Origin of the sequence: Serratia sp. HMSC15F11 (genome assembly GCF_001808215.1) — a bacterium.
In the GTDB taxonomy this organism is placed as follows: domain Bacteria; phylum Pseudomonadota; class Gammaproteobacteria; order Enterobacterales; family Enterobacteriaceae; genus Serratia; species Serratia nevei.
On the sequence record NZ_KV792493.1, the window covers coordinates 62,211 to 84,637 of the forward strand.

Here is a 22,427-nt window from a genome sequence, read left to right on the forward strand (position 1 = left end):
ACGCCGGGCCACAGGCCCGGCGTCATGCACAATCCGCTTGCGATCAACCGAGGATGGTCGCCAGCTCTGCGCTCACTTCGGCGACCTTGCGGGTGCCGTCGATTTTGCGGTATTGGGTGTTGCCCGCTGCCGCTTCTTTGCTGTAGTAAGAGATCAGCGGCGCGGTCATCTGATGGTATTCCACCAGGCGCTTGCGCACGGTCTCTTCCTGATCGTCCTTGCGCGTGGTCAGCTCTTCGCCGGTCACGTCGTCTTTGCCTTCCACCTGCGGCGGATTGAACTTCACGTGGTATACGCGGCCGGACGGCGCGTGCACGCGGCGGCCAACGATGCGGTCAACGATCAGCTCGTCCGGCACGTCGAACTCCAGCACGAAGTCCACGTTGATGCCGGCTTCTTTCATCGCGTCAGCCTGCGGAATGGTGCGTGGGAAACCGTCCAGCAGGAAGCCCTTGCGGCAATCTTCCTGAGCGATGCGCTCTTTGACCAGCGCGATCACCAGCTCATCGGTCACCAGCTTGCCGGCGTCCATGATCTCTTTCGCCTGCTTGCCCAGTTCACTGCCGGCCTTCACGGCTGCGCGCAACATATCACCGGTGGAGATTTGCGGAATGCCGTATTTCTCCATGATGAATTGAGCCTGAGTACCTTTACCAGCGCCCGGAGCGCCCAGCAGAATGATACGCATTGCGTAAATCCCCTTGCTATGTAGTTTTTATAAAATTGCGAAAACGCTCAACGATACCATTTCAGGGGGGGCAGGCTCAAGGCGCGCGAAGGAAATCGATTGCGGAATGTGCAAAAAAGCGGGCAAGCAAAAGGCGAGAAAAAGCGGGGAAAAATCGGCAATGCGCCCCTAACGGTGCCGTTAAGGGCGCATATCTTCAGCTTTAGGCGGACAGTAACTTATTCATGCGACGGATGAACAGGTTCGGATCCTCCAGCGTGCCGCGTTCAGCCAGCAGCGCCTGATCCAATAACAGGTCGATCCATTCGGCGAAATGTTCGTTATCGCCCACGTCGGATGCTCGTTTGACCAACGCATGCTCAGGATTAAGCTCGAAAATGTACTTCACTTCCGGTGCCTGCTGGCCGGCGGCGGCGAACAGCTTGGCCATCTGGGTGCTCATTTCGTCGGCGTCGGTTACCACGATCGCCGGCGTATCGGTCAGGCGGTGCGTCAGGCGCACATCCTTCACGCGCTCGCCCAGCAGGGTTTTCACGCGTTCGATGAAGGGTTCCAGCTGCTTCTCGGCGGCCTTCTGCTCTTCGGTTTCATCCGCCAATTTATCCAGCGTTTCATCCGCTTTGCTGACCGACTGGAACGGCTTGCCGTCGAACTCGGTCAGGTAGCTCATCATCCACTCGTCGATGCGATCGGACAGCAGCAACACTTCGATGCCTTTCTTGCGGAACAGCTCCAGGTGCGGGCTGCTCTTGGCGGCGGCGTAGCTGTCGGCGGTGATGTAGTAAATCTTCTCCTGCCCTTCCGCCATGCGGCCGACATACTCTTCCAGCGACACGGTCTGCGCCGAGCTGTCGCCGTGGGTGGAGGCAAAGCGCAGCAGCTTGGCGATCGCTTCCTGGTTGCCGTTGTCTTCCGCCGGGCCCTCTTTCAGCACCAGACCGAACTGCTGCCAGAATTTCTGGTAGCCTTCGGCGTCGTCTTTGGCCAGCTTATCCAGCATCTGCAGCACGCGCTTGGTCAGCGCGCCGCGCAGGTTTTGCGTCACGCGGCTGTCTTGCAGAATCTCGCGCGACACGTTCAGCGGCAGATCGTTGGAATCGATCAGACCACGCACGAAGCGCAGGTAGTTCGGCATGAACTGCTCGGCGTCGTCCATGATGAACACGCGCTGCACGTACAGCTTCAGGCCGTGCTTGTGATCGCGGTTCCACATGTCCCACGGCGCCTGCGCCGGGATATACAGCAGGCTGGTGTACTCCTGCTTGCCTTCCACCCGGTTGTGGCTCCAGCTCAGCGGATCGGTGAAATCGTGGGCGATGTGCTTGTAGAACTCTTTGTACTCTTCATCGGTCACGTCAGCCTTGCTGCGGGTCCACAGGGCCTGTGCCTTGTTGATCTTTTCCCAGGTGACAGTATCGTCTTCTTCGTTTTTGCTTTCGATCTCTACCGGCAAAGCGATGTGATCGGAATATTTGCCGATCACCGAGCGCAGGCGCCAGGCGTCGAGGTACTCCTCTTCGCCTTCGCGCAGATGCAGGGTGATCTCGGTGCCGCGGGTCTCTTTGGTGATATCGGCAATGGTGTAGTCGCCTTCGCCGGCGGACTCCCAGAACACGCCTTCGTCATCGGCGGCGCCGGCGGCGCGGGTGCGCACGGTCACTTTGTCCGCCACGATGAACGCCGAGTAGAAACCGACGCCGAACTGGCCGATCAGCTGGCTGTCTTTCGCCTGGTCGGAACCAATGGATTCCAGGAACGCTTTGGTGCCGGACTTGGCGATAGTGCCGAGGTTTTCGATCACTTCTTCGCGGCGCATGCCGATGCCGTTGTCGGCGATGGTCAGGGTGCGCTGCTCTTTATCGAAGGACAAGCGTACGCGCAGCTCGCCGTCACCGGCGTACAGCTCTGGCGCGGACAGGGCGCGGAAGCGCAGCTTGTCGGCGGCATCAGAGGCGTTGGAAATCAGCTCGCGCAGGAAAATTTCTTTGTTGGAGTACAGCGAATGGATCATCAAATGAAGCAGCTGTTTTACTTCAGACTGGAACCCGCGGGTTTCTTGACCTTTCATACTCATTGATTACCTCAAAAGACAATGGCTACCAAAATCGAACAATGAGGATCAGATGAGGGTCAGGGTCTTGTTTTTCAAGCGGACGGCGGGAGATTTTTGGCAAAAAAAAGACGGGGCCGAATGGCCCCGTCCGGGAAAACATCAGAACTTGATGGCGTGACGCCCGGCCAGCGAATGCGACAGCGTGGTGCCGTCGACCATTTCCAGCTCGCCGCCCACCGGCACGCCATGGGCGATACGGCTGGCGAGCACGCCATACTGGCCGCACATCTCGGCGATGTAGTTGGCGGTCGCTTCCCCTTCCACCGTCGGGTTGGTAGCGAGGATCACTTCGGTGATGCTTTCCTTTTCCAGCCGTTGCTCCAGGCGATCCAGACCGATATCGCCCGGCCCGATGCCGTCCAGCGGCGACAGATGGCCCATCAGCACAAAGTAGCGCCCGGCGAACTGGCCGGTCTGCTCGATGGCGTGGATATCCGCCGGGCTTTCCACCACGCAAATCTGGCCGTTTTGCTGACGGCGCGGATTGGCGCAGATGGTGCAAACGTCCTGCTCGGTGAAGGTGCGGCAATCGGCGCAGTGGCCGATCTCCGACATCGCGCGCGTCAACGCCTGCGCCAGGCGCATGCCGCCGCTGCGATCGCGCTGCAGCAGCTGAAACGCCATGCGCTGCGCCGATTTCGGGCCGACGCCCGGCAGGCATCGCAGCGCCTCCATCAGGGATTCAAGGAGCGGGCTGGTTTGCATCAGAACGGCATCTTGAAGCCAGGCGGCAACTGCATGCCGCTGGAGACGGAAGCCATTTTCTCTTTCTGAGTTTCTTCGATGCGGCGCGCGGCGTCGTTAAACGCGGCGGCGATCAGATCTTCCAGCATGTCTTTGTCGTCTTCCATCAGGCTAGGATCGATCTCCACGCGGCGGCAGTTGTGCGCGCCGTTGATGGTGACTTTCACCAGGCCCGCGCCAGATTCGCCGGTCACTTCCAATTTGGCGACTTCTTCCTGCATCTGCTGCATTTTTTCTTGCATTTGCTGGGCTTGCTTCATCAGGTTGCCCAGACCGCCTTTACCAAACATAGTCGTCTCTCGTCGCTAGGGCCGCGCACCTCGCGCGGCGTTTAAAGGGGGCGGATACTCTCTTCATCCAGATCCGCGTCGAAGAACCGGCACAGCGTCTGAATATGGGTATCCGCAACGATGGACTGGCGCGCCTGCGCCAGCTTTTCTTCATAGATGGCTTGTCGCCACTCCAGCGGGGTGCGCTCCGCCGGATTATCGTCCTCTATCACGGTCAGCTCGATCGGGCTGCCGTACAGCTCACCGAGCGCTTCGGCCAACGTCTTCTGCGCCGAAGGCGAATTCAGATGACGCTGCGAAGACCGCAGATGGAGGCAAATCTTGCCCGCTTCCGGCTGCTGCTTGAAGGCGTTCAACGCCAGCTGCTGCACCAGTTTCGGGATCTTCAGCCTGTCGATTTCCGCCGCCCAGGCGTCGCGCTCCAGCGACTCCACCACCAGCTTGGCGGCCAGCTCCGGCGTTTTCTCGTGCTCCAACGCCGTGCGCAGCGCTTTCGGCGTCGCCAGCGGTTCCGGCGCCGCTTCCGGCTCGGTCTGCGCGCGCCAGCGATAGGCTTCCGGCTTAGCCGGTTTTTCCGGCACCTTCTTCTCTGCCAGACGCTGCTGGCTACGCTCGGTCACGGAAGCCAAACGCCCCAGCGCCGAGTTTGCCGGCCGCGCTATTCCTGGCGCCGCCGGCTCATTCTTTTTTGGTGTGGATGCTCCCTGCTGCCGCTGCAGCTGGGACCGCGCTTTCAACAGCTGGGCGGTGGCATCCGGTAATGGGGTCGATGATTGTCGCGGTGGCGCAGCCGGCTGCCCTAGCGGCGGCGGCGCGTCCTGAAACTGCGGCGGCTGTTGCGGTGCAGCGGCCTGCGGCTGCGCCATCGGCGCCGGCGCGGTCTGCACCAACGCCACCGGCTCCGGGATCACCGCTTTCGGATGAAACGCCAGCGCACGCAGCAGGGTCATCTCAACCCCCATGCGGCGATCCGGCGCATAGGCCAGCTCTTTGCGGCCCACCAGCAGCGTCTGGTAGTAAAGTTGCACGTCGGCCGGCGGCAAAGTGCGCGCCAGCTCGCGCAGCCGTTGTTCCACGGCCGCGTAGTGGTTGTCGAGCATCGAAGGCAGCAGCTGCACCATCGCAATGCGGTGCAGCAGCGCCAGCGTCTCCACCAGCAGGTTTTCCCAGTCCACGCCGCGCGAAGCGGCCTGCGCGACCTGCGCCATCACCTTTTCGCCGTCGGCGCTGACCAGCGCTTCGAGGATCGCCAGCGGCTGCTCGTCATCGAGCGTGCCGAGCATCTGGCTGACGGTGGCGGCGGTCACCTGCCCCTGCCCCATGGCGATCGCCTGATCGGTCAGGCTCAGCGCATCGCGCATGCTGCCGTCGGCGGCGCGCGCCAGCAGCTGCAGCGCACGGGCGTCGCTGGTGATCTGCTCCGCCGTCAGCACCGTTTCCAACTGCTGGCGGATCTGATCGACGTCCAGCGCCTTGAGGTGGAACTGCAGGCAGCGCGAGAGAATGGTCACCGGCAGCTTTTGCGGATCGGTGGTGGCCAACAGGAATTTGACGTGCGGCGGCGGCTCTTCCAGCGTCTTCAGCAACGCGTTGAAGCTGTGGCGCGAGAGCATGTGCACTTCGTCGATCAGGTAGACCTTGAAGCGGCCGCGCGCCGGCGCGTACTGGACGTTATCCAGCAGATCGCGGGTATCTTCCACCTTGGTTCGGGAAGCGGCGTCGATCTCGATCAGATCGACGAAGCGCCCCTGCTCGATCTCGCGGCAGTTGTCGCATTGGCCGCACGGCGTGGCGGTGATGCCGGTTTCACAGTTCAGGCCTTTGGCCAGCAGGCGCGCGATGGTGGTTTTCCCCACGCCGCGGGTACCCGAGAACAGATAGGCGTGATGGATCCGCCCCAGCGAGAGGCCGTTGGCCAGCGCGGTCAGGACATGTTCCTGGCCGACCACGTCTGCGAACGTTTGAGGGCGCCACTTACGGGCGAGAACCTGATAGCTCATTAATACCGGAGAAGTCGAGGAATCTGGAGGGTCATGCTAACACAGCCCCGCGGCGATCCGCGAGGCCGTTGTGCCCAAGGGGCGATGCCGCATCAATGGCCGGCGAAGTCCACCAGGCAGTAGCAGTCGATGCCCAGCTTGTTTAGACGCGCTTCCCCGCCCAGATCCGGCAGGTTGATGATGAACGCGGCGTCTTTAACTTCACCGCCCAGGCGGCGGATCAGTTTGGTGGTCGCTTCGATGGTACCGCCGGTCGCCAGCAGATCGTCCACCACCAGCACTTTGTCACCCGCGGTGATGGCGTCGGTGTGGATCTCCAGCTTGTCGGTGCCGTACTCCAGCTCATAGCTTTCGCTAAGCGTGGCGCGCGGCAGTTTGCCCGGTTTACGCACCGGCACGAAACCGACGCCCAATGCCAGCGCGACGGGCGCGCCGAACAGGAAACCACGCGCTTCGGTACCCACCACCTTGGTCACGCCCGCTTCGCGATAGCGCTCAACCAGCAGCTCGATGCTGGCGGCGTAGGCCAACGGGTTTTCCAGCAGGCTGGTCACGTCGCGGAACAGGATGCCCGGCTTCGGATAATCCGGGATGGTTTTGATACTGTCTTTAATAAACTGAAGCTGCTGCGCAGTAGCGGTCATAATTGTTGCCTGATAAAACTGCCTGAAAACCGGCGCGCCGCTCACCCACCGCCCCCGGGTGAAACACACCGGAGAAGAAATGGCAGGCGATCCGCGCACGAAAACGCCCAAATCTATGCAAACTGGCGGACAAATGCAACTCTCCCCTGCATCTTTCAACCCGCAGCGTTGTTGACTGCACGCATTCCCCCCGGTCACTTACCTAAGTAAGCTCCCGGGGATGCCTGCGTTTGTCGCGTGGCTGCGGCTTGAAAGCTATTGGGGAGTTTAAGGTACAATCAGCGCTGTTTTTGTTGCGACAGGTCAATAACAGGCAGGCGCAGCATAAAGGTCAGCAAAATGGCCAGCATCAGCAGCAACAGCCCGCGCACCCACCAGATTTTCACCAGCCACAGCGAACAGGCGAAGGTGAGCACGATCACCAGCACCGCCTTCCACTTCGCCCCCGGCGGCAACGCGCGATGCTGCTGCCAGTGGCGCAGGTAGGGACCGAACCAGGAGCGGTGCAGCAGCCAGTGATGAAAGCGCGGCGAAGAGCGGGCGAAGCACCAGGCGGCCAACAGCAGGAACGGCGTGGTCGGCAGCAGCGGCAGCACCACGCCCAACGTCGCCAGCACCACCGCCAGCCAGCCTAAAATGATCAATAACCCACGCGTCATGCGGCTCTTCGCTCCTCAATCGGTTGCCGCCTACTGTAGCATCGGCGCCGCGCCGGCGGAATATGCGTGCGGCGCTTGTTTCACGGCAGGATCGCGGGCAAGCTTACGCCTGTTGAAATCAAGAGGGAGCCTATGTGAGCACTCAGCGTCTATTACAGGTGTTGGCACAGCAGATCGCGGCGCTGGCGGCCGAAGTGACCCCGCGCGGCGATGTGCCAATCCCGCAGGCGCGCTTCGACGCCGCCCTGTTCGCCAACCGCGGCACGCGGCTGCGCGACTACCTGGCCGAGGTGGAAAAGAATTTCGCCCAGCTGCAAAGCGCCGCCAACGACAGCCGCACCAGCCAGGTGGCCTTTCTGGCCGAAAAACTGGTGGCTCAGATCGCTGCCCTGCAGCGCGAGCTGGCAACCCAGGCGCTGCGGCGCAAGAACCAGCCGAAAGAAGCCCCCGAGGCCGATCTGTACCACAAGCTGGCCGAGCATCAGGACTACGAACGCCGGCTGATCGGCATGATTCAGGATCGGGAAAGCCTGCTGGGGCGCCAGACCACGCTGGCGGCGCAGCAAAAGCTGCAGCACGAGCTGGCGGCGCTGGAGGGGAGACTGATGCGCTGCCGCCAGGCGCTGGCGCGCATCGAACGCAATATCGAGCGCAAAGAAAACGGTTTTTGAAGATTTATCACAATATTTTAATGATTATTCCCGGTTGCGCGCCGGGTTCACTATACTCTGCCGGTACGCGAGTTATTCATCCCATTAATTAATATAAGCGCAGGTGCTATGTCTCTGGAAAACGCGTCACCCGAACTGCAGCTGGCGGTAGACTTGATTTACCTGCTGGAGTGCAACGAGATCGATCCGGCTACCGCGCTGGCGGCGCTGGATATCGTCAAACGGGACTATCAGGAAAAGCTGCAGCGCGCCGGCGTCACCTCTCCCTATCTGCCTGCCGGACAGTGAGCAGGGACAGCGCCGCTGTCCCTTTCGTCTTTCAACGCTTATCAGCCCGCCGTCTGGCCGCCTTCATCCGGCGACAGCGTTCTTTTCACTTCCTGCACTTCGTTGCCCTGCTGGTTATGCAGATAGACCTCCAGCTGGTTGAAAGCAATGTCGATGTCGTTTTCCCGACACAAACGATCGATTGAGCGGTTCAGCTCGTCCACGGTGTAGCTGCGATCGCGCAGTTCGCGCACGTACAGCCGCAGCTCGTGATCCAGCGTGCTGGCGCCGAAGCTGAGGAAGAACACCTGCGGTTCGGGATCGGTCATCACCCGCGGGTTGTCGTGCGCCGCCTGCAGCAGCACCTTTTTCACCTTGTCGAGATCGGAACCGTAGGCCACGCCCACCTTGATCAGCACGCGGGTGATGGTGTCGGACAGTGACCAGTTGATCAACCGCTCGGTGACGAACGCCTTGTTCGGAATGATCACCTCTTTGCGATCGAAGTCGGTAATGGTGGTGGCGCGAATGCGGATCTTGCTGACCGAACCGGAGAAGGTGCCGATGGTGATGGTATCGCCGATGCGGATCGGGCGTTCGAACAGAATGATCAGGCCGGAGACGAAGTTGGCGAAGATTTCCTGCAGGCCGAAGCCCAGCCCGACCGTCAGACCGGCGGCCAGCCATTGCAGTTTGTCCCAGGAGACGCCCAGCGATCCCAGCGCAACCACCGCGCCCACGGCGGTGATCAGGTAAGTGAGCACGGTGGTGATGGCATAGGATGCCCCCTGCCGCAGCTGCAGCCGCGACAGCACCACCACCTCCAGTAAACCGGGCAGGTTGCGGGTGAGCACGTAGGCGACGATCACCGCGGCGATCGCCACCATCATGTTGCCCAGCGTCACCGCCTGCGACACGCTGCTGCCCGCCACGGTGCTGGTGTAATGCCACAGCGTGATACTGTCCAGGTAAGCGATGACCGTCACCAGATCCGACCAAATGGCGTAGAAGGCGCTGGCGAAGATAGCAAACAGCACCAGAGTGGTCAGGCGCAGCGACTGCTGGTTGATCTGATCGAGCGCCAACGGCGGCTCCTCCACCACCGGCTCGCCGCCTTCGGCCCCCTCCTTCGCCACGTTTTGCCGCCGCGCCAGCGCGCGCCGGTAGGCCAGACGCCGCGCCGCCACGCTCAGGCCGCGCAGCGCGGTCAGGTACACGATATTCCACAGGAAGAACAGATACAGGCTGTCTATCCAACGGCTGGCCAGCCGCAGCGTGGTATAGAAGTAGCCGGCGAACATCAGCCCCAGCAGGATCAGCGGCGTGGCGGCGAGCGCGGTGACCACCACCAGCCGCACGGCGTGCGAGCCCTTTTCACGCCAGCTGTCGCGGCACAGCGGGAACACCAGCACCGTGAGCAGCGCCAACGTCAACATCACCACGATCTGGCCGATGACGTCCTCCACCAGGCGCAGCGGCGCTTTTTCGCCCAAAACCGACCAGAAGATCAGCGGCTGCAGCGCCAGCCCCAGCCGCAGCGTCTGGCGACGGTAATGCGCGCACAGGTTGGCGCCGAAGTTGAAATGCCGCTCGGCGATGCCGCCCGGTTTCAGCATGCGGTAGCTGAAGCCGAACACCAGCCATGACAGCGCCAGCTGCTGCGACAGCGCCCAGATAAAGTCGCTGATGCCGAAGTCCGCGCGATACATCCAGAAACCGACGCCGAGCAGCAGCGCGGCGCCGGGCAACACCTTCAGTAAGGTCAGCGCGATGGCCTTCGGCGTATGCAGCTGGCCGTCGCGTTTAAGTTGCCCCACGTCGTTGGCCAGCTTTTGCAGATGGCCGTCGATCAGCCGGTAGCGCCAGCGCAATAGTCCGATCGCCAGCAGCATCGGGATCAGGAACACCAGCGCATTCAAGCCGCCCTGCAATAGCTTGCCGCCGTCGAATTTGATATCGAGCCCGGCGAGCTGATCGCGCACCGCCTCAGGCATCGCCTTCAGCCACGCCAGATCGACCGGCTTGTTACTGTTGACCCAGAAAATCTGCTGGGTCAGCGTATCCTGCAACGAACCGTAGACGCTGGTCAGCTGCTGCTGGTTGATCTGCAGGTTGATCGATAACGACAGCTGGTTGCTGAGCTGCTTGTTCAACTGATCCAGCAGCTCGCGGCGCATGTCGACAATTTCGTTCAGCGCGTCGATCACTTCCGGGCCGGCCTTTTCCTTGCTTTCGGCCACCAGCTGGTTGATGTAATCCTCCCCCTTGAACAGATCGTCGCGTTGCTGATTGATATCGAACTGCTCCAGCCGCAGATCGGCGATGCGCGTGTCTATATCCGCCAGCAGCGTACCCTGGGGCAGGCTCTGCTGCTGCTGATACAGAATGCGCGACAGCACCAGGCTGCCCTTCAGCACCTGAATCTGCTCTTTCAGGTTACGTTCCGCCTGCAGACCGCGATCGAGCCAGTTTTTGACCCGAATATTCTGCTGGAACAGGGTGTTGCTCTCTTCGGTGGCGGCGATCAGCTGCTGACTCAGCTGGCGGTTGACGTCCAGCTGCTTGCTGACCAACCGATCGTGCTGGATATCGGTGGCGTCTTCCGGATTCTGCGCCTCTTTGGCGGTTTTTTCAGACAGCGTCAGGCGCTTGCTGTTGACGAGCTCCTGCAGCAGCTGCACCGACCGATCCAGCGCGTCGATATGCGCCGTGGTGTAATCGCGCTGTTTTTGCAGCAGATCTTGTAGCGTGGTGTTGGCTTCCAGGCTCTTGCGCTGCAGTTCCAGCTGCGCGTTAAGCAGCGCCTGTTCGGTGTTCAGCATCACCTGCTGGCTGTTGCGCAGCGAATCTTGCCCCGGCGTCTGGCCGCTGAGCTGGCTGCGGATCTCCTGCAGGCGCTGCGAAGCGGCGTACATGGTGCTCTGCACCCGTTCAGGCTGGGTTTGCAGCGACACCAGTTGGCTGTTGTAGGTGGAGAGGCTCTCCTGCGCGCTTTGCAGCTCGTCGAGCGTTTGATACAGCCGGCTTTCCAGCTGGCGCAGCGACAGCGGCAACAGCGCGGCGCGCGCGGCCGCGTTGTCCGTCGGCCGCTTCAGCGCATCCAGTTCGGCGGTGACCTGATTGAGCTTCGCCGGCGCCTGCTGCACCTGCTGTTTAAGCTGTGCGGCGTCCTGCCGGTTGCGCTCGATGGCGTCCAGCAGCTCCAGCGTACGGGTTAAATCCTGTTGGGAGAGCTTTTCGACCGGCGTCAGGGCTTTTTGCTTGTTCAGCGCTTCCAGCTGGCTTTGCACTTCGCTGCGCTGCGGCAAATCGCCATTCAGCGCCGCCTGTGCCGGCAAGCAGCACGCAAAAATCAGGAAAAGAAGGGTCGCAGCGGCGATGCGCCGCCGGCATGCGCCGACAAACGTGAGCGGCGCCAGAGAAGGCAGAGTCAACCAGCGATGCATGATTTGGCTTCGGATCGGTAAAGAAGCCTGCAGATTATCACGATCGCCGGCGGGCAACGAACAACAAAAGCGTTGCCGGTGATGTCCCGTTGTCGCGAAATCAGAAAGTCAGCACTTTCTCCGCCGCCAGCGTCCACTGCGCCAGCTCGACCAGCGTGCCGATCGCCACACCGTCCGCCAGCGGCAAGCGGCTGACGCCGCGCGCGTCGGCGCAGGTCTTGCACAACTTGACCGGCACCTGCTGCGCGGTGAGGATCTCCAGCATCTGCTGCAGGTGATACCCTTCGTGCGGCTGCTGCCCGGCCAGCCCGGCCACCACCGCGTCGGACATCAGAAACAGCCGCAGGTCGAGGCTGCTCTGCTGCTCTTTCATGGCGATGGCCAACCGCAGCGCATTGAACAAGGATTCATGGCCATAGGCGGCGCCATTGGCGATAAGAACGATGGATGACATGAAATCTCTCCTTATAAAGGAAGGCGGTCGGCGTCAGGCGTCGCCGCATCGGGTTTGAGGCGCAAGGTGGGGCAAAACTGCAGCATCTCCAAAAACGCGTCCACCAGCGCTTCGGCTTCGGCCCGCAGATCGAAACTTTCCGGCATAAACAGCCAGTTTTCCATCAGGCCGGTAATATAACCCCGCAGGATGATCGCCGCGCGACGGGTATGCAAATCGGCGGGCAATTGCCCGTGGTGAATGCAGTTATACAGCACCGCCTCGATACGTTCGTAGCCGGCGAGGTACAGCACCTTGCGCGAATCCAGCAGCGGCATCATTTCACCGACAAACTCGCATTTGTGGAATATAATCTCCATCAACGCCCGTCTACGGCCGTCTTCAACCGTAGACGTCAGAATGTAAATCAGAATTTCTCGGATAACCCGCAGTGGATTATCGGGAAACTTTGCCTGATACTCTGTTTCGAGCTGGTCAATTTTCGGCTCGGTAGATTCCCAAACTTCATTAAACAGGTCTACCTTATTCTTGAAGTGCCAGTAGATGGCTCCACGCGTAACCCCGGCAGCGGTGGCAATATCTGTCAGTGACGTTGCAGCAACGCCACGTTCAGAGAACTCTCTCACCGCAGCATCAAGGATTTGCTGTCGGGTTTCTTGCGCCTGCTGTTTGGTTTTTCGTGCCATGGCATTGTTATTTAGGGGGAGTGTGATTTACATACATTCGCGAATGTATGTACCATAGCACGCACATATAATTAACGCAGCAATGGGTTTTAAAGCTTGTGATCCATTGATCATTTTGAAATCGGACACTTGAGGTTTTTCTATGAACAAAAACAGAGGGTTAACGCCTCTGGCGGCCGTTCTGATGCTTTCAGGCAGCTTAGTGCTAACAGGATGTAACGATAAAGAAACCCAGCAGCAAGGCGCCCACCAGCAGGCTCCTGAAGTGGGCGTGGTGACCTTGAAGGCCGAGCCTCTCAACATCACTACCGATCTTCCTGGCCGTACCGCTGCGTATCGTATCGCCGAAGTTCGCCCTCAGGTCAGCGGCATCATCCTGAAGCGCAATTTCGTTGAAGGCAGCGATATCAAGGCCGGGACGTCCCTGTACCAAATCGATCCTGCCACCTATCAGGCCAGCTACGACAGCGCAAAAGGCGATTTGGCCAAAGCACAGGCCAGCGCTTCCATCGCGCGCGTGACGGTAAACCGCTACAAGCCATTGCTGGGTACCAGCTACATCAGTAAGCAGGACTACGACAACGCCGTCTCCACGCTGCAGCAGGCGGATGCCGCCGTGGTGGCCGCCAAGGCCGCCGTGGAAACCGCGCGCATCAACCTGGCGTACACCAAGGTGACCTCCCCGATCTCCGGCCGCATCGGCAAATCCGCCGTGACCGAAGGCGCGCTGGTCAGCAACGGCCAGGCGACCGCCCTGTCCACCGTGCAGCAGCTGGATCCGATGTATGTCGACGTCACCCAGTCGAGCACCGACTTCCTGCGCCTGAAGCAAGAACTGGCCAGCGGCGCGCTGAAGCAGGAAAACGGCAAGGCCAAGGTGAAGCTGATGCTGGAAAACGGCGCTGAATACGCGCAGGAAGGCACGCTGGAGTTCTCCGACGTCACCGTCGATGAGACCACCGGTTCCATCACCATTCGCGCCCTGTTCCCTAACCCGAATGATACGCTGTTGCCGGGCATGTTCGTGCGCGCCCGCCTGGACGAAGGCGTGCGCAGCGATGCGCTGCTGGTGCCTCAGCAAGGCGTTACCCGCAACCCGCGCGGCGAGGCGACGGCGTTGGTGGTAGGGGCAGACGACAAAGTTGAGCTGCGCACGCTGAAGGCAGACCAGGCGATTGGCGACAAATGGCTGGTTACCGATGGTCTGAAAGCCGGCGATCGCGTGATCGTCACCGGCCTGATGAAAGTGCAGCCGGGCGCGCAGGTAAAAGTGCAGGAAGTTGACACTCAGGCGCAAAAACAGCCGCAGTCTGAAGCGCAGAAGTCATAAAAAGGAGCCTGTAATACATGGCTAAGTTCTTTATAGACCGCCCAATTTTCGCTTGGGTAATCGCCATCATCGTCATGTTGGCGGGGGTGCTTGCAATAATGAAACTGCCTATCGCGCAGTATCCCACTATTGCACCACCGGCGGTGCGTATTTCCGCCACCTACCCGGGCGCAGATGCCAAAACGGTGCAGGATACCGTCACACAGATTATCGAACAGAACATGAACGGTATCGATAACCTGATGTACATGTCCTCCACCAGTGATTCCTCTGGTAGCGTCACCATTACCCTGACGTTTGATTCCGGCACCGATCCTGACATCGCGCAGGTTCAGGTCCAGAACAAACTGTCGTTGGCCACCCCGTTGCTGCCGCAAGAAGTTCAGCAACAGGGCCTGAAAGTCGAAAAATCCAGCAGCAGCTTCCTGATGGTGGCCGGCTTCGTTTCCGACGATCCGAACATGACTCAGGACGATATTGCGGACTACGTGGCGTCCAACATCAAGGACCCGATCAGCCGTTCGTCCGGCGTGGGTGAAGTGCAGCTGTTCGGTGCCCAGTATGCGATGCGTATCTGGCTGGATCCGAACAAGCTGAACAACTACCAGCTGACGACCACGGACGTGACCTCCGCCATCACCGAGCAGAACAACCAGATCGCCGCAGGCCAGCTGGGCGGCCTGCCGCCGGTGCCGGGGCAGCAGTTGAACGCCTCGATCATCGCGCAGACCCGTCTGACTTCGCCGGAAGAGTTCGGCAAGATCTTGCTGAAGGTGAATACCGACGGTTCCCAGGTGCGCCTGCGCGACGTCGCTCACATCGAGCGCGGTGCGGAAAGCTACGCCGTTACCGCTCGCTATAACGGCAAGCCTGCCGCCGGTCTGGGTATCAAACTGGCTACCGGCGCCAACGCCCTGAACACCGCCAAAGGTGTGAAAAACGAGTTGGCCAAGATGGAGCCATTCTTCCCGCAAGGGATGAAAGTGGTTTATCCGTACGACACCACCCCGTTCGTTAAAATCTCCATCAACGAAGTGGTGAAAACGCTGATCGAAGCCATCATCCTGGTATTCCTGGTGATGTATCTGTTCCTGCAGAACTTCCGCGCGACGCTGATCCCAACCATCGCGGTGCCGGTGGTGCTGCTGGGGACCTTTGCGATCCTCGCGGCGTTCGGCTTCTCGATAAACACCCTGACGATGTTCGGCATGGTGTTGGCGATCGGCCTGCTGGTGGATGACGCCATCGTGGTGGTGGAAAACGTCGAGCGCGTCATGGCCGAAGAGGGCCTGCCGCCGAAAGAAGCTACCCGGAAATCGATGGGCCAGATCCAGGGCGCGCTGGTGGGTATCGCCATGGTGCTGTCGGCGGTATTCGTGCCGATGGCGTTCTTCGGCGGTTCAACCGGCGCCATCTATCGCCAGTTCTCGATCACCATCGTGTCCGCGATGGCGCTGTCGGTGCTGGTGGCCTTGATCCTGACACCGGCGCTGTGCGCCACCATGCTCAAACCGATCCCGAAAGGCGATCACGGGGTTAAAACAGGCTTCTTCGGCTGGTTTAACCGCATGTTCGAGAAGAGCACGCATCACTATACCGACAGCGTGGGCAACATCCTGCGCAGCACCGGCCGCTATCTGATCATCTACCTGCTGATCGTGGTTGGCATGGGCCTGCTGTTCCTGCGCCTGCCTTCCTCGTTTCTGCCGGACGAAGATCAGGGCATCCTGTTGACCATGGTGCAGCTGCCTGCCGGTGCCACCGAGTCCCGCACCACCAAAGTGCTGGAAGAAGTCTCCGACTACTTCCTGAACAAGGAGAAGGACAACGTGGTTTCGGTGTTTACCGTCGCGGGCTTCGGCTTCAACGGTAACGGCCAGAACAACGGCCTGGCATTCGTCAGCCTGAAAGACTGGGGCGAGCGTCCAGGGGCAGTGAACAAGGTCGAAGCGATCGCGGGCCGTGCCATGGGCGCGTTCTCGCAGATTAAAGAAGGCCTGGTGTTCCCGTTCAACCTGCCGGCGATTATCGAACTCGGTACCGCAACCGGCTTCGACTTCGAGCTGATTGACCAGGGCGGCCTGGGGCACGAAAAACTGACCGAAGCGCGTAACCAGCTGTTGGGCATGGTTGCTCAACATCCGGACGTGCTGGTGGGCGTGCGCCCGAACGGCCTGGAAGATACGCCGCAGTTCAAACTGATCGTCGATCAGGAGAAAGCCAAGGCGCTGGGCGTCAGCATCACCACCATCAACAGCACGCTGAGCACCGCCCTGGGTGGTTCGTACGTCAACGACTTCATCGACCGCGGTCGTGTGAAGAAAGTGTACGTACAGGCCGAGGCGCCGTTCCGTATGCTGCCGGAAGACATCAACAAATGGTACGTGCGCGGTACGAGCGGCCAGATGGTGCCATTCTCCGCCTTCTCTTCGGCGAAATGGGAATACGGCTCACCGCGTCTGGAACGCTATAACGGTTTGCCGTCGATGGAAATTCTGGGCCAGGCCGCACCGGGCAAGAGTACCGGTGAAGCGATGAACCTAATGGAACAGCTGGCGTCCAAACTGCCGAGCGGCATCGGTTACGACTGGACCGGCATGTCCTATCAGGAACGTCTGTCGGGCAACCAGGCGCCGGCGCTGTACGCCATCTCGATTCTGGTGGTGTTCCTGTGTCTGGCGGCGCTGTATGAAAGCTGGTCCGTGCCGTTCTCGGTCATGCTGGTATTGCCGCTGGGGGTTATCGGTGCGTTGCTGGCCGCGACGATGCGCGGCATGAACAACGACGTGTACTTCCAGGTGGGGCTGCTGACCACCATAGGCCTGTCGGCGAAGAACGCCATCCTGATCGTGGAATTCGCCAAAGACCTGATGGAGAAAGAAGGCAAAGGCCTGATCGAAGCGACGTTGGAAGCGGTGCGTATGCGTCTGCGTCCAATCCTGATGACGTCTCTGGCCTTCATCCTCGGGGTTCTGCCGCTGGTTATCAGCAGCGGTGCAGGCTCCGGCGCACAGAACGCGGTAGGTACCGGCGTAATGGGCGGGATGATCACCGCCACCGTCTTGGCGATCTTCTTCGTACCGGTGTTCTTCGTGGTGGTTCGCCGCCGCTTCAGCAAGAAGAACGAGGACCTGGAACACAGCCATCCGGTAGAGCACCACTGATCGCTCAGTGATGTGAGCTCCACCCGATAATCGAAAAGGCCGCGCATGCGGCCTTTTTCTTTTGCTTCAGTTGCTTAATGCAAACCGTTCTCATTAATTCACTCTTGTATGCAATTTGCGCTTGATCGCGATGCCAGGTCGGCGCATAATTACTGTTATAGTATAACATTACATGAGAGAGCCATTATGAAAACCGGCATCCACCCCGATTACCGCACCGTGGTCTTCCACGACGTCAGCGCCAATGCCTACTTCAAAGTGGGATCGACCATCAAAACCGATCGTACCATCGAACTGGACGGCGAAAGCTGGCCTTATGTCACCCTCGACGTCTCTTCCGCTTCGCATCCGTATTACACCGGCAAGCAGAAAGACTATTCCAAAGAAGGCAGCACGGCGCGCTTCCAGCAGCGCTTTGGCCGCTTTATCGGCAATAAGTAACAAGGAACCCCCATGCAGGTATTGAGTTCATTGCGTTCGGCGAAAAATCGCCACCCGGATTGCAAAGTCGTGCGTCGTCGTGGCCGCATCTATGTGATCTGTAAAAGCAATCCGCGATTCAAAGCGGTACAGGGACGTAAGAAAAAGCGTTAACTCCAAAGTGTCATCTGTCGCAAAGCCCCGTTGCTGCTCAACGGGGCTTTTTTTATGGCGAGAACGTGCCTGCAAGCCGTCCCCCGCCGGCAGGCGGGGGCGGAGATTACCTCATGCTGCTCAGCAGCGCGTCGACATTGTGCTTGAACGCCTGCTCATAGGTGGCCGCTGGGCCGCCCGGGCGGGAGAGCGCTTCAGGGTACAGCTCGCCGCCCGCTTTGGCGCCGGTGGCGGCGGCAATCTGTTTCACCAGCCGCGGATCGGTCTGATTTTCGATAAAATAAGCGTTCACCTTTTCCTGCTTGATCTGCTTGATCAGGCCCGCCACGTCGCTGGCGCTGGCTTCTGCCTCGGTGGAAAATCCGACCGGGGCAAGGAAGGTGACGCCATACTCTTGCCCAAAGTAGCCAAAAGCATCATGGCTGGTCAGCACCTTACGTTCCTGTGGCGGTACTGCCGCGAACTGGGTTTTGGCCCACAGATCCAGCTTTTGCAGCTGCTGAATATAGTCGGCTCCGCGCTGACGAAAATAGTTGGCATCCTCGGGATCGGCGGCAATCAGGGCATTCATCACGTTGGTAGCGTATTGCACGCCGTTTTTCATGCTGTTCCAGGCGTGAGGATCGGTAATCGGTTTGCCGTCCTCTTCCATCTGACGGGTGCTGATCCCCTGTGAAGCGGTGATCACCTGCCCTTTATAACCCGAGGCGCTGACCAGGCGATCGATCCACCCTTCCAGCCCCAGGCCGCTGACGAACACCACATCAGCCTGAGCCAGTTTCTTGCCGTCCTGCGGTGAGGGCTCGAAGCTGTGCGGATCGCCATCCGGCCCCACCAGCGTGCTGACCTTGACGTGATCGCCGCCCACCTGTTTGACGATATCACCCAGAATGGAAAAGCTGGCGACGGCGTCAACGGTCTTCGCCATCGCCCATGGGCTGGCCAGCAGAGCAGCGACCGCCAGCGATAGAGGTAAACGTTTCATACTTTCTCCTTGCAAATGGCACTTCTCAACGGCGCGCGAAGGCGCAAATGCCTCCGCGCGTTCCAAACAGGATCGAGACGAAAAAGATGACGCTGGCGCTGAGCACGATCGCCGGACCGGCAGGCAGCGAAGCGTAATAGGACCACACCAGCCCAATCACGCTGGAAAGCGCGCCGATGCCCATCGCCGTCGCCAGCGTCTGCGGCAGATTGCGCGCCCAAAAGCGCGCGCTGGCGGCGGGCAGCATCATCAGCCCCACCGACATTAAGGTGCCGAGGATCTGGAATCCCGCCACCAGATTGACCACCACCAGCGCCAGAAACAGGCCGTGGATCAGCGCCAAGCGGCGCGGCGCGTTAACGCGCAGAAAAGTCACGTCGAAGGATTCGATCACCAACGCACGATACAGCGCCGCCAGCGCCAGCAGCGAAACCGAGGCGATCGCACCGACCATCACCATGGCCTGCGCATCCACCGCCAGAATCGAACCGAACAGCACGTGCAGCAGATCCACGCTGGAACCGCGCAGCGAGACCAGCGTGACCCCCAGCGCCAACGATCCCAGATAGAACCCGGCGAAGCTGGCATCCTCTTTCAGCGGCGTGCGGCGGCTCACCAGGCCGGACAGCATCGCTACCGCCAGCCCGGCAATAAAGCCGCCCACGCCCATCGCTACCAGCGACATGCCAGAGATCAGATAGCCGATCGCCGCGCCCGGCAACACCGCGTGGGACAAGGCATCCCCTACCAGGCTCATGCGGCGCAACAGCAGAAACACGCCCAGCGGGGCGGCGCTGAGCGACAACGCCAGGCACGCCATGAGCGCGCGGCGCATAAAACCGAATGAGAGGAAAGGATCGATAAGCGCATGCCACAGCATCATGGCGCCACCGCCTGCAGATCCGGCTGCCGTGCGGCGGCGTGATACCTCGGCACCTGTTCCAGCACCCGCTCGGCCGCGCCCCAGTGGCAAGCCAGCGGAGTCAGCAACAGCGCCTGCGGAAAATGTTCGGCAACCATCGACATATCGTGCAGCACGGCGATCAGCGTTCTCCCCTGCCGGTGCAGTTGCGCAATTACCTGCAGCAAAATCTGCGTGGTGGCGCTGTCGATGCCGGTGAAAGGCTCATCCAGCAGGATCAGCGGCGCCTGTTGGACCAGCAGGCGTGCAAACAGCACTCGCTGCAGCTGGCCGCCGGACAGCTCGCCCACCGGGCTGTGCGCCAGCGCACTCATGCCAACGTTCGCCAGCGACTCATTGACCTGGCTCGCCGCACGCTTGTTCATACCGCCGAACATGCCGCTTTGCGGCCAACAGCCCATCGCCACCAGATCGCTCACCGCGATGGGGAACTGCCGATCCAGCTCCGCCTGTTGCGGTAAATACGCTCTGCGCGGTGGCTTTCCGCCGCTAAAACTCAGGCTGCCTCCCAACGGCGGCAACAATCCGGCGAAGGTTTTCAGCAGCGTCGATTTCCCTGCCCCGTTGACGCCCACCACCGCGGTGAGCGATCCGGCGGTAAACTGCCCGCTCAGCGGCGGGAAAAGCGGCGTGGCCCCATAGCCTATCGCCAGCTGACGCAAGGTAATCATGGCAGCGACACCGCCCAGAAAATGCCGAGCCACAGCAGGGCCAGCAGCGCAACGGCCCCCGCACAGCGCACGGCAGCGGAGGTGGTAAACAACGAATTCAGTGACGACGCGGCGTCATGTTGTGAAGAGGGAGTCAATGTCGTGATCAACGCGATGAATTAATGGTTATAATATAACATCACACTCACTGCGACGTCTCAAGCCCTGCCGTGCCAATTAATGCAACGGAACGTAACAGCCCCGCGCAGCGCGCTCCCCCCCGCCACGTTCCCCCTTATCAACCTCAGGGATATTCCCGTTCGACAGAAATGTTGGCATAGGGTAAAGAACAGCGGTAAATCGAAAAATTTACCGACGAGGCCGGAAAAGGAGTAAGATAAGCAGATAACATTGCTGTTGGCCAAGATTAATGCTTGTTACCCTTGCCTGTAGCCTGGAAGTGAACGCACTTTCTGTTAAAAAATTAAAGAAAGTGATTAATGACAATATAGCGGAGTTAGTGCCGGCGCTGACCAGCGGACTCAGTTTTTATTCTGAAAGCGCACGCTATGCCGAGGATTCATTAGAAATACTTGATATAGTGCCACAAGATGACGGCGGTTATTCAATGAGTTATCGCTATAAGTGGGGCATTTTTAATGCCTGTCTGGATATCAACAGCGAAGATATCATCAACGACAGCGTCCGCTTTCGAGTGACGGAGCGGGGTTTAATCTTCGACATCATTGATAACTCACGCCCATCAACTGCGGATGAATTGTAAGTTTACGTAATAACTGCAGGCCAAACGCGAAAAAATGATTTATATTCATTTTACGGGAAGTTTATTTAACCACCGTTAAGCTGCCTCCGTTCATGATGTAAATCAGCTTACTCACATAGTGTTATCACACCGCAATTAAGACTTACGGAGGGGATGATATGGATGAGTATTCGCCTAAGCGACACGACATTGCTCAGCTCAAATTCTTGTGCGAAAATTTGTATGATGAAGGTATCGCGACCTTGGGAGACAGCCACCACGGGTGGGTCAACGATCCGACATCCTCCGTCAACCTGCAGCTTAATGAGTTGATCGAACATATCGCTTCGTTTGTGATGAGTTATAAAATTAAATACATAGACGAATCAGACCTGTCGGAGTTAGTCGAAGAATATCTCGACGATACTTATACGCTGTTCAGCAGCTACGGTATCAATGATTCCGACCTGCGCCGCTGGCAAAAGACCAAGGCGAGATTATTCAGAATGTTCTCAGGAGAGGACATCTGTACGACAATGAAAACTTAGGGGATAATTATTCCCGAGCTATTTTACGGTTATTAAACTAAAAGGCCACCATGACTAAAACCGACTATCTGATGCGTTTACGTAAATGCACCACGATTGATACTCTCGAACGTGTTATTGAGAAAAATAAGTACGAGCTTTCCGATGATGAACTGGAGCTGTTTTACTCAGCGGCCGATCACCGTCTGGCGGAGCTCACCATGAACAAACTGTATGACAAAATCCCCACCTCCGTTTGGAAATATGTCAGGTAATCAGACCCCAACGCGTTGAGCCGATGCTTTTATCGGCTTCAATGTCCACGTTGAATATGTATTTTTCCTATTGACAATGAAATGTTAATTACGTTCATCTTTATCGTTAATAATAAATAGACACACTTCTCTGTTCCTGTTCGGGGTATAACGCGATTAACGCGTGATGACTCTCGCCCCTGCTTAACGGCCACCAGCGTAACGGCAATGCCGCCAACTCCCCTATACTCCTCGCGGCCACGCCGCCGCACTGCCTCCCGGGCGGCGTGATCGCCCCGTAAAATCAGAGCATGCGGCGCAAAATCGCCGGCCGGGCAAAACTGTAGTGGCACAGTAAATTGGCCATCTGAACAGAGGTGATATGCTCACCTCAGAACATTACAGGTGCCTCAATGAAAAAAAGAAATTTCAGCGCAGAGTTTAAACGCGAATCCGCTCAACTGGTTCTTGATCAGAACTACACCGTTGCAGCTGCGGCCAGTGCTATGGATGTGGGGCTTTCTACCATGACGCGATGGGTAAAGCAGCTGCGGGATGAACGACAGGGCAAAATAC

The 22,427-nt window shown here is 59.2% G+C and carries 23 protein-coding genes and 1 other annotated feature; of the genes, 10 read left to right on the plus strand and 13 right to left on the minus strand.

All coding sequences use genetic code 11. The features are described 5' to 3' along the window. Positions 1-43: 43 nt before the first annotated feature. The 7 genes from adk to HMPREF3138_RS18425 all read right to left on the minus strand — a co-directional run bounded on the left by adk (position 44) and on the right by HMPREF3138_RS18425 (position 7,138). Positions 44-688: an adenylate kinase gene (gene adk / locus HMPREF3138_RS18395; protein WP_004940261.1), complete on the minus strand. Its 645-nt coding sequence runs from the start codon at positions 686-688 to the stop codon at positions 44-46. 202 nt (positions 689-890) lie between these two features. Then, positions 891-2,756: a molecular chaperone HtpG gene (htpG, locus tag HMPREF3138_RS18400; RefSeq protein ID WP_038875006.1), complete on the minus strand. Its 1,866-nt coding sequence runs from the start codon at positions 2,754-2,756 to the stop codon at positions 891-893. 144 nt (positions 2,757-2,900) lie between these two features. Next, a complete protein-coding gene (recR, locus tag HMPREF3138_RS18405; protein WP_004940263.1) occupies positions 2,901-3,506 on the minus strand; it encodes a recombination mediator RecR in 606 nt (201 codons plus the stop codon). Continuing rightward, complete coding sequence (locus HMPREF3138_RS18410; RefSeq protein WP_025301790.1) at positions 3,506-3,835, minus strand: YbaB/EbfC family nucleoid-associated protein; 330 nt, start codon at positions 3,833-3,835, stop codon at positions 3,506-3,508. The genes recR and HMPREF3138_RS18410 overlap by 1 nt, the downstream gene beginning before the upstream one ends. A 41-nt stretch (positions 3,836-3,876) precedes the next feature. Further along, on the minus strand, positions 3,877-5,835 hold the full coding sequence (dnaX, locus tag HMPREF3138_RS18415; protein WP_038875002.1) for a DNA polymerase III subunit gamma/tau: 1,959 nt from the start codon (positions 5,833-5,835) through the stop codon (positions 3,877-3,879). Continuing rightward, positions 4,480-4,544 (minus strand) — a sequence feature (DnaX frameshifting element). It overlaps the preceding gene by 65 nt. A 92-nt stretch (positions 5,836-5,927) precedes the next feature. After that, positions 5,928-6,479 (minus strand): adenine phosphoribosyltransferase, encoded by a 552-nt coding sequence (gene apt, locus HMPREF3138_RS18420; RefSeq protein ID WP_019454166.1) that lies wholly within the window; start codon positions 6,477-6,479, stop codon positions 5,928-5,930. Positions 6,480-6,757: 278 nt separating this feature from the next. Continuing rightward, positions 6,758-7,138 carry a DUF454 family protein gene (locus HMPREF3138_RS18425; RefSeq protein WP_019454167.1) on the minus strand — a complete coding sequence of 127 codons (381 nt, stop codon included), beginning with the start codon at positions 7,136-7,138 and terminating at the stop codon, positions 6,758-6,760. Between the two features lie 134 nt (positions 7,139-7,272). Between HMPREF3138_RS18425 and priC the strand changes: the two genes are divergently transcribed. Together priC and rsmS are read left to right on the plus strand one after the other, a co-directional pair. Continuing rightward, positions 7,273-7,809 (plus strand): primosomal replication protein PriC, encoded by a 537-nt coding sequence (gene priC / locus HMPREF3138_RS18430; RefSeq protein ID WP_038875000.1) that lies wholly within the window; start codon positions 7,273-7,275, stop codon positions 7,807-7,809. 108 nt (positions 7,810-7,917) lie between these two features. Next, positions 7,918-8,097: a pleiotropic regulatory protein RsmS gene (gene rsmS, locus HMPREF3138_RS18435; protein WP_016928837.1), complete on the plus strand. Its 180-nt coding sequence runs from the start codon at positions 7,918-7,920 to the stop codon at positions 8,095-8,097. Between the two features lie 41 nt (positions 8,098-8,138). Here rsmS and mscK read toward each other — a convergent pair whose 3' ends face one another. From mscK to acrR, 3 genes are all read right to left on the minus strand, one after another. Continuing rightward, positions 8,139-11,522: a mechanosensitive channel MscK gene (gene mscK, locus HMPREF3138_RS18440; RefSeq protein WP_038874998.1), complete on the minus strand. Its 3,384-nt coding sequence runs from the start codon at positions 11,520-11,522 to the stop codon at positions 8,139-8,141. A gap of 100 nt (positions 11,523-11,622) precedes the next feature. Continuing rightward, a complete protein-coding gene (locus HMPREF3138_RS18445; RefSeq protein WP_033647269.1) occupies positions 11,623-11,976 on the minus strand; it encodes a DsrE/DsrF/TusD sulfur relay family protein in 354 nt (117 codons plus the stop codon). Positions 11,977-11,987: 11 nt separating this feature from the next. Then, the gene (gene acrR, locus HMPREF3138_RS18450) at positions 11,988-12,662 is read right to left on the minus strand and encodes a multidrug efflux transporter transcriptional repressor AcrR (protein WP_033653243.1); all 675 of its coding nucleotides are present in this window, start codon (positions 12,660-12,662) and stop codon (positions 11,988-11,990) included. A 142-nt stretch (positions 12,663-12,804) separates the two neighbouring features. Here acrR and sdeX point away from each other — a divergent pair, with 142 nt between their 5' ends. From sdeX to ykgO, 4 genes are all read left to right on the plus strand, one after another. Further along, the gene (gene sdeX, locus HMPREF3138_RS18455) at positions 12,805-13,992 is read left to right on the plus strand and encodes a multidrug efflux RND transporter periplasmic adaptor subunit SdeX (protein WP_038874990.1); all 1,188 of its coding nucleotides are present in this window, start codon (positions 12,805-12,807) and stop codon (positions 13,990-13,992) included. A gap of 17 nt (positions 13,993-14,009) precedes the next feature. Then, positions 14,010-17,156: a multidrug efflux RND transporter permease subunit SdeY gene (gene sdeY, locus HMPREF3138_RS18460; protein WP_038874987.1), complete on the plus strand. Its 3,147-nt coding sequence runs from the start codon at positions 14,010-14,012 to the stop codon at positions 17,154-17,156. Between the two features lie 186 nt (positions 17,157-17,342). Continuing rightward, on the plus strand, positions 17,343-17,597 hold the full coding sequence (locus tag HMPREF3138_RS18465) for a type B 50S ribosomal protein L31 (protein WP_038874985.1): 255 nt from the start codon (positions 17,343-17,345) through the stop codon (positions 17,595-17,597). Between the two features lie 12 nt (positions 17,598-17,609). Next, entirely contained in the window at positions 17,610-17,750 is a 141-nt protein-coding gene (gene ykgO, locus HMPREF3138_RS25755) for a type B 50S ribosomal protein L36 (protein ID WP_004940304.1), read from the plus strand. A gap of 106 nt (positions 17,751-17,856) precedes the next feature. Here the strand turns inward: ykgO and HMPREF3138_RS18470 are convergent, their stop codons facing one another. The 3 genes from HMPREF3138_RS18470 to HMPREF3138_RS18480 are packed head-to-tail and all read right to left on the minus strand — an operon-like array spanning position 17,857 to position 20,328. Beyond that, on the minus strand, positions 17,857-18,735 hold the full coding sequence (locus tag HMPREF3138_RS18470; RefSeq protein ID WP_038874983.1) for a metal ABC transporter solute-binding protein, Zn/Mn family: 879 nt from the start codon (positions 18,733-18,735) through the stop codon (positions 17,857-17,859). A 25-nt stretch (positions 18,736-18,760) separates the two neighbouring features. Further along, a complete protein-coding gene (locus tag HMPREF3138_RS18475; RefSeq protein WP_038874980.1) occupies positions 18,761-19,618 on the minus strand; it encodes a metal ABC transporter permease in 858 nt (285 codons plus the stop codon). Continuing rightward, on the minus strand, positions 19,615-20,328 hold the full coding sequence (locus tag HMPREF3138_RS18480; RefSeq protein WP_038874977.1) for a metal ABC transporter ATP-binding protein: 714 nt from the start codon (positions 20,326-20,328) through the stop codon (positions 19,615-19,617). The genes HMPREF3138_RS18475 and HMPREF3138_RS18480 overlap by 4 nt, the downstream gene beginning before the upstream one ends. A 409-nt stretch (positions 20,329-20,737) precedes the next feature. Between HMPREF3138_RS18480 and HMPREF3138_RS18485 the strand changes: the two genes are divergently transcribed. From HMPREF3138_RS18485 to HMPREF3138_RS25765, 4 genes are all read left to right on the plus strand, one after another. Further along, complete coding sequence (locus HMPREF3138_RS18485; protein WP_038874974.1) at positions 20,738-21,091, plus strand: hypothetical protein; 354 nt, start codon at positions 20,738-20,740, stop codon at positions 21,089-21,091. Between the two features lie 158 nt (positions 21,092-21,249). Next, positions 21,250-21,618 (plus strand): Hha toxicity modulator TomB, encoded by a 369-nt coding sequence (gene tomB / locus HMPREF3138_RS18490; protein WP_038874971.1) that lies wholly within the window; start codon positions 21,250-21,252, stop codon positions 21,616-21,618. A 50-nt stretch (positions 21,619-21,668) separates the two neighbouring features. Then, positions 21,669-21,872 (plus strand): HHA domain-containing protein, encoded by a 204-nt coding sequence (locus tag HMPREF3138_RS18495; RefSeq protein ID WP_004940313.1) that lies wholly within the window; start codon positions 21,669-21,671, stop codon positions 21,870-21,872. Positions 21,873-22,264: 392 nt separating this feature from the next. After that, positions 22,265-22,427 (plus strand): transposase (locus HMPREF3138_RS25765; RefSeq protein WP_038883789.1); only part of this gene is annotated, 163 nt, incomplete at its 3' end.

Excerpts from the sequence above, each read along its gene's own strand:
- ykgO (WP_004940304.1), top strand. The coding sequence starts at position 17,610 with ATGCAGGTATTGAGTTCATTGCGTTCGGCGAAAAATCGCCACCCGGAT.
- mscK (WP_038874998.1), bottom strand. The coding sequence starts at position 11,522 with ATGCATCGCTGGTTGACTCTGCCTTCTCTGGCGCCGCTCACGTTTGTC.
- HMPREF3138_RS18475 (WP_038874980.1), bottom strand. The coding sequence starts at position 19,618 with ATGATGCTGTGGCATGCGCTTATCGATCCTTTCCTCTCATTCGGTTTT.
- sdeY (WP_038874987.1), top strand. The coding sequence starts at position 14,010 with ATGGCTAAGTTCTTTATAGACCGCCCAATTTTCGCTTGGGTAATCGCC.
- HMPREF3138_RS18465 (WP_038874985.1), top strand. The coding sequence starts at position 17,343 with ATGAAAACCGGCATCCACCCCGATTACCGCACCGTGGTCTTCCACGAC.
- HMPREF3138_RS18425 (WP_019454167.1), bottom strand. The coding sequence starts at position 7,138 with ATGACGCGTGGGTTATTGATCATTTTAGGCTGGCTGGCGGTGGTGCTG.
- HMPREF3138_RS18410 (WP_025301790.1), bottom strand. The coding sequence starts at position 3,835 with ATGTTTGGTAAAGGCGGTCTGGGCAACCTGATGAAGCAAGCCCAGCAA.
- recR (WP_004940263.1), bottom strand. The coding sequence starts at position 3,506 with ATGCAAACCAGCCCGCTCCTTGAATCCCTGATGGAGGCGCTGCGATGC.
- HMPREF3138_RS18480 (WP_038874977.1), bottom strand. The coding sequence starts at position 20,328 with ATGATTACCTTGCGTCAGCTGGCGATAGGCTATGGGGCCACGCCGCTT.
- HMPREF3138_RS18495 (WP_004940313.1), top strand. The coding sequence starts at position 21,669 with ATGACTAAAACCGACTATCTGATGCGTTTACGTAAATGCACCACGATT.
- rsmS (WP_016928837.1), top strand. The coding sequence starts at position 7,918 with ATGTCTCTGGAAAACGCGTCACCCGAACTGCAGCTGGCGGTAGACTTG.
- tomB (WP_038874971.1), top strand. The coding sequence starts at position 21,250 with ATGGATGAGTATTCGCCTAAGCGACACGACATTGCTCAGCTCAAATTC.
- apt (WP_019454166.1), bottom strand. The coding sequence starts at position 6,479 with ATGACCGCTACTGCGCAGCAGCTTCAGTTTATTAAAGACAGTATCAAA.
- dnaX (WP_038875002.1), bottom strand. The coding sequence starts at position 5,835 with ATGAGCTATCAGGTTCTCGCCCGTAAGTGGCGCCCTCAAACGTTCGCA.
- HMPREF3138_RS18470 (WP_038874983.1), bottom strand. The coding sequence starts at position 18,735 with ATGAAACGTTTACCTCTATCGCTGGCGGTCGCTGCTCTGCTGGCCAGC.
- sdeX (WP_038874990.1), top strand. The coding sequence starts at position 12,805 with ATGAACAAAAACAGAGGGTTAACGCCTCTGGCGGCCGTTCTGATGCTT.
- htpG (WP_038875006.1), bottom strand. The coding sequence starts at position 2,756 with ATGAAAGGTCAAGAAACCCGCGGGTTCCAGTCTGAAGTAAAACAGCTG.
- HMPREF3138_RS18485 (WP_038874974.1), top strand. The coding sequence starts at position 20,738 with ATGCTTGTTACCCTTGCCTGTAGCCTGGAAGTGAACGCACTTTCTGTT.
- adk (WP_004940261.1), bottom strand. The coding sequence starts at position 688 with ATGCGTATCATTCTGCTGGGCGCTCCGGGCGCTGGTAAAGGTACTCAG.
- acrR (WP_033653243.1), bottom strand. The coding sequence starts at position 12,662 with ATGGCACGAAAAACCAAACAGCAGGCGCAAGAAACCCGACAGCAAATC.
- HMPREF3138_RS18445 (WP_033647269.1), bottom strand. The coding sequence starts at position 11,976 with ATGTCATCCATCGTTCTTATCGCCAATGGCGCCGCCTATGGCCATGAA.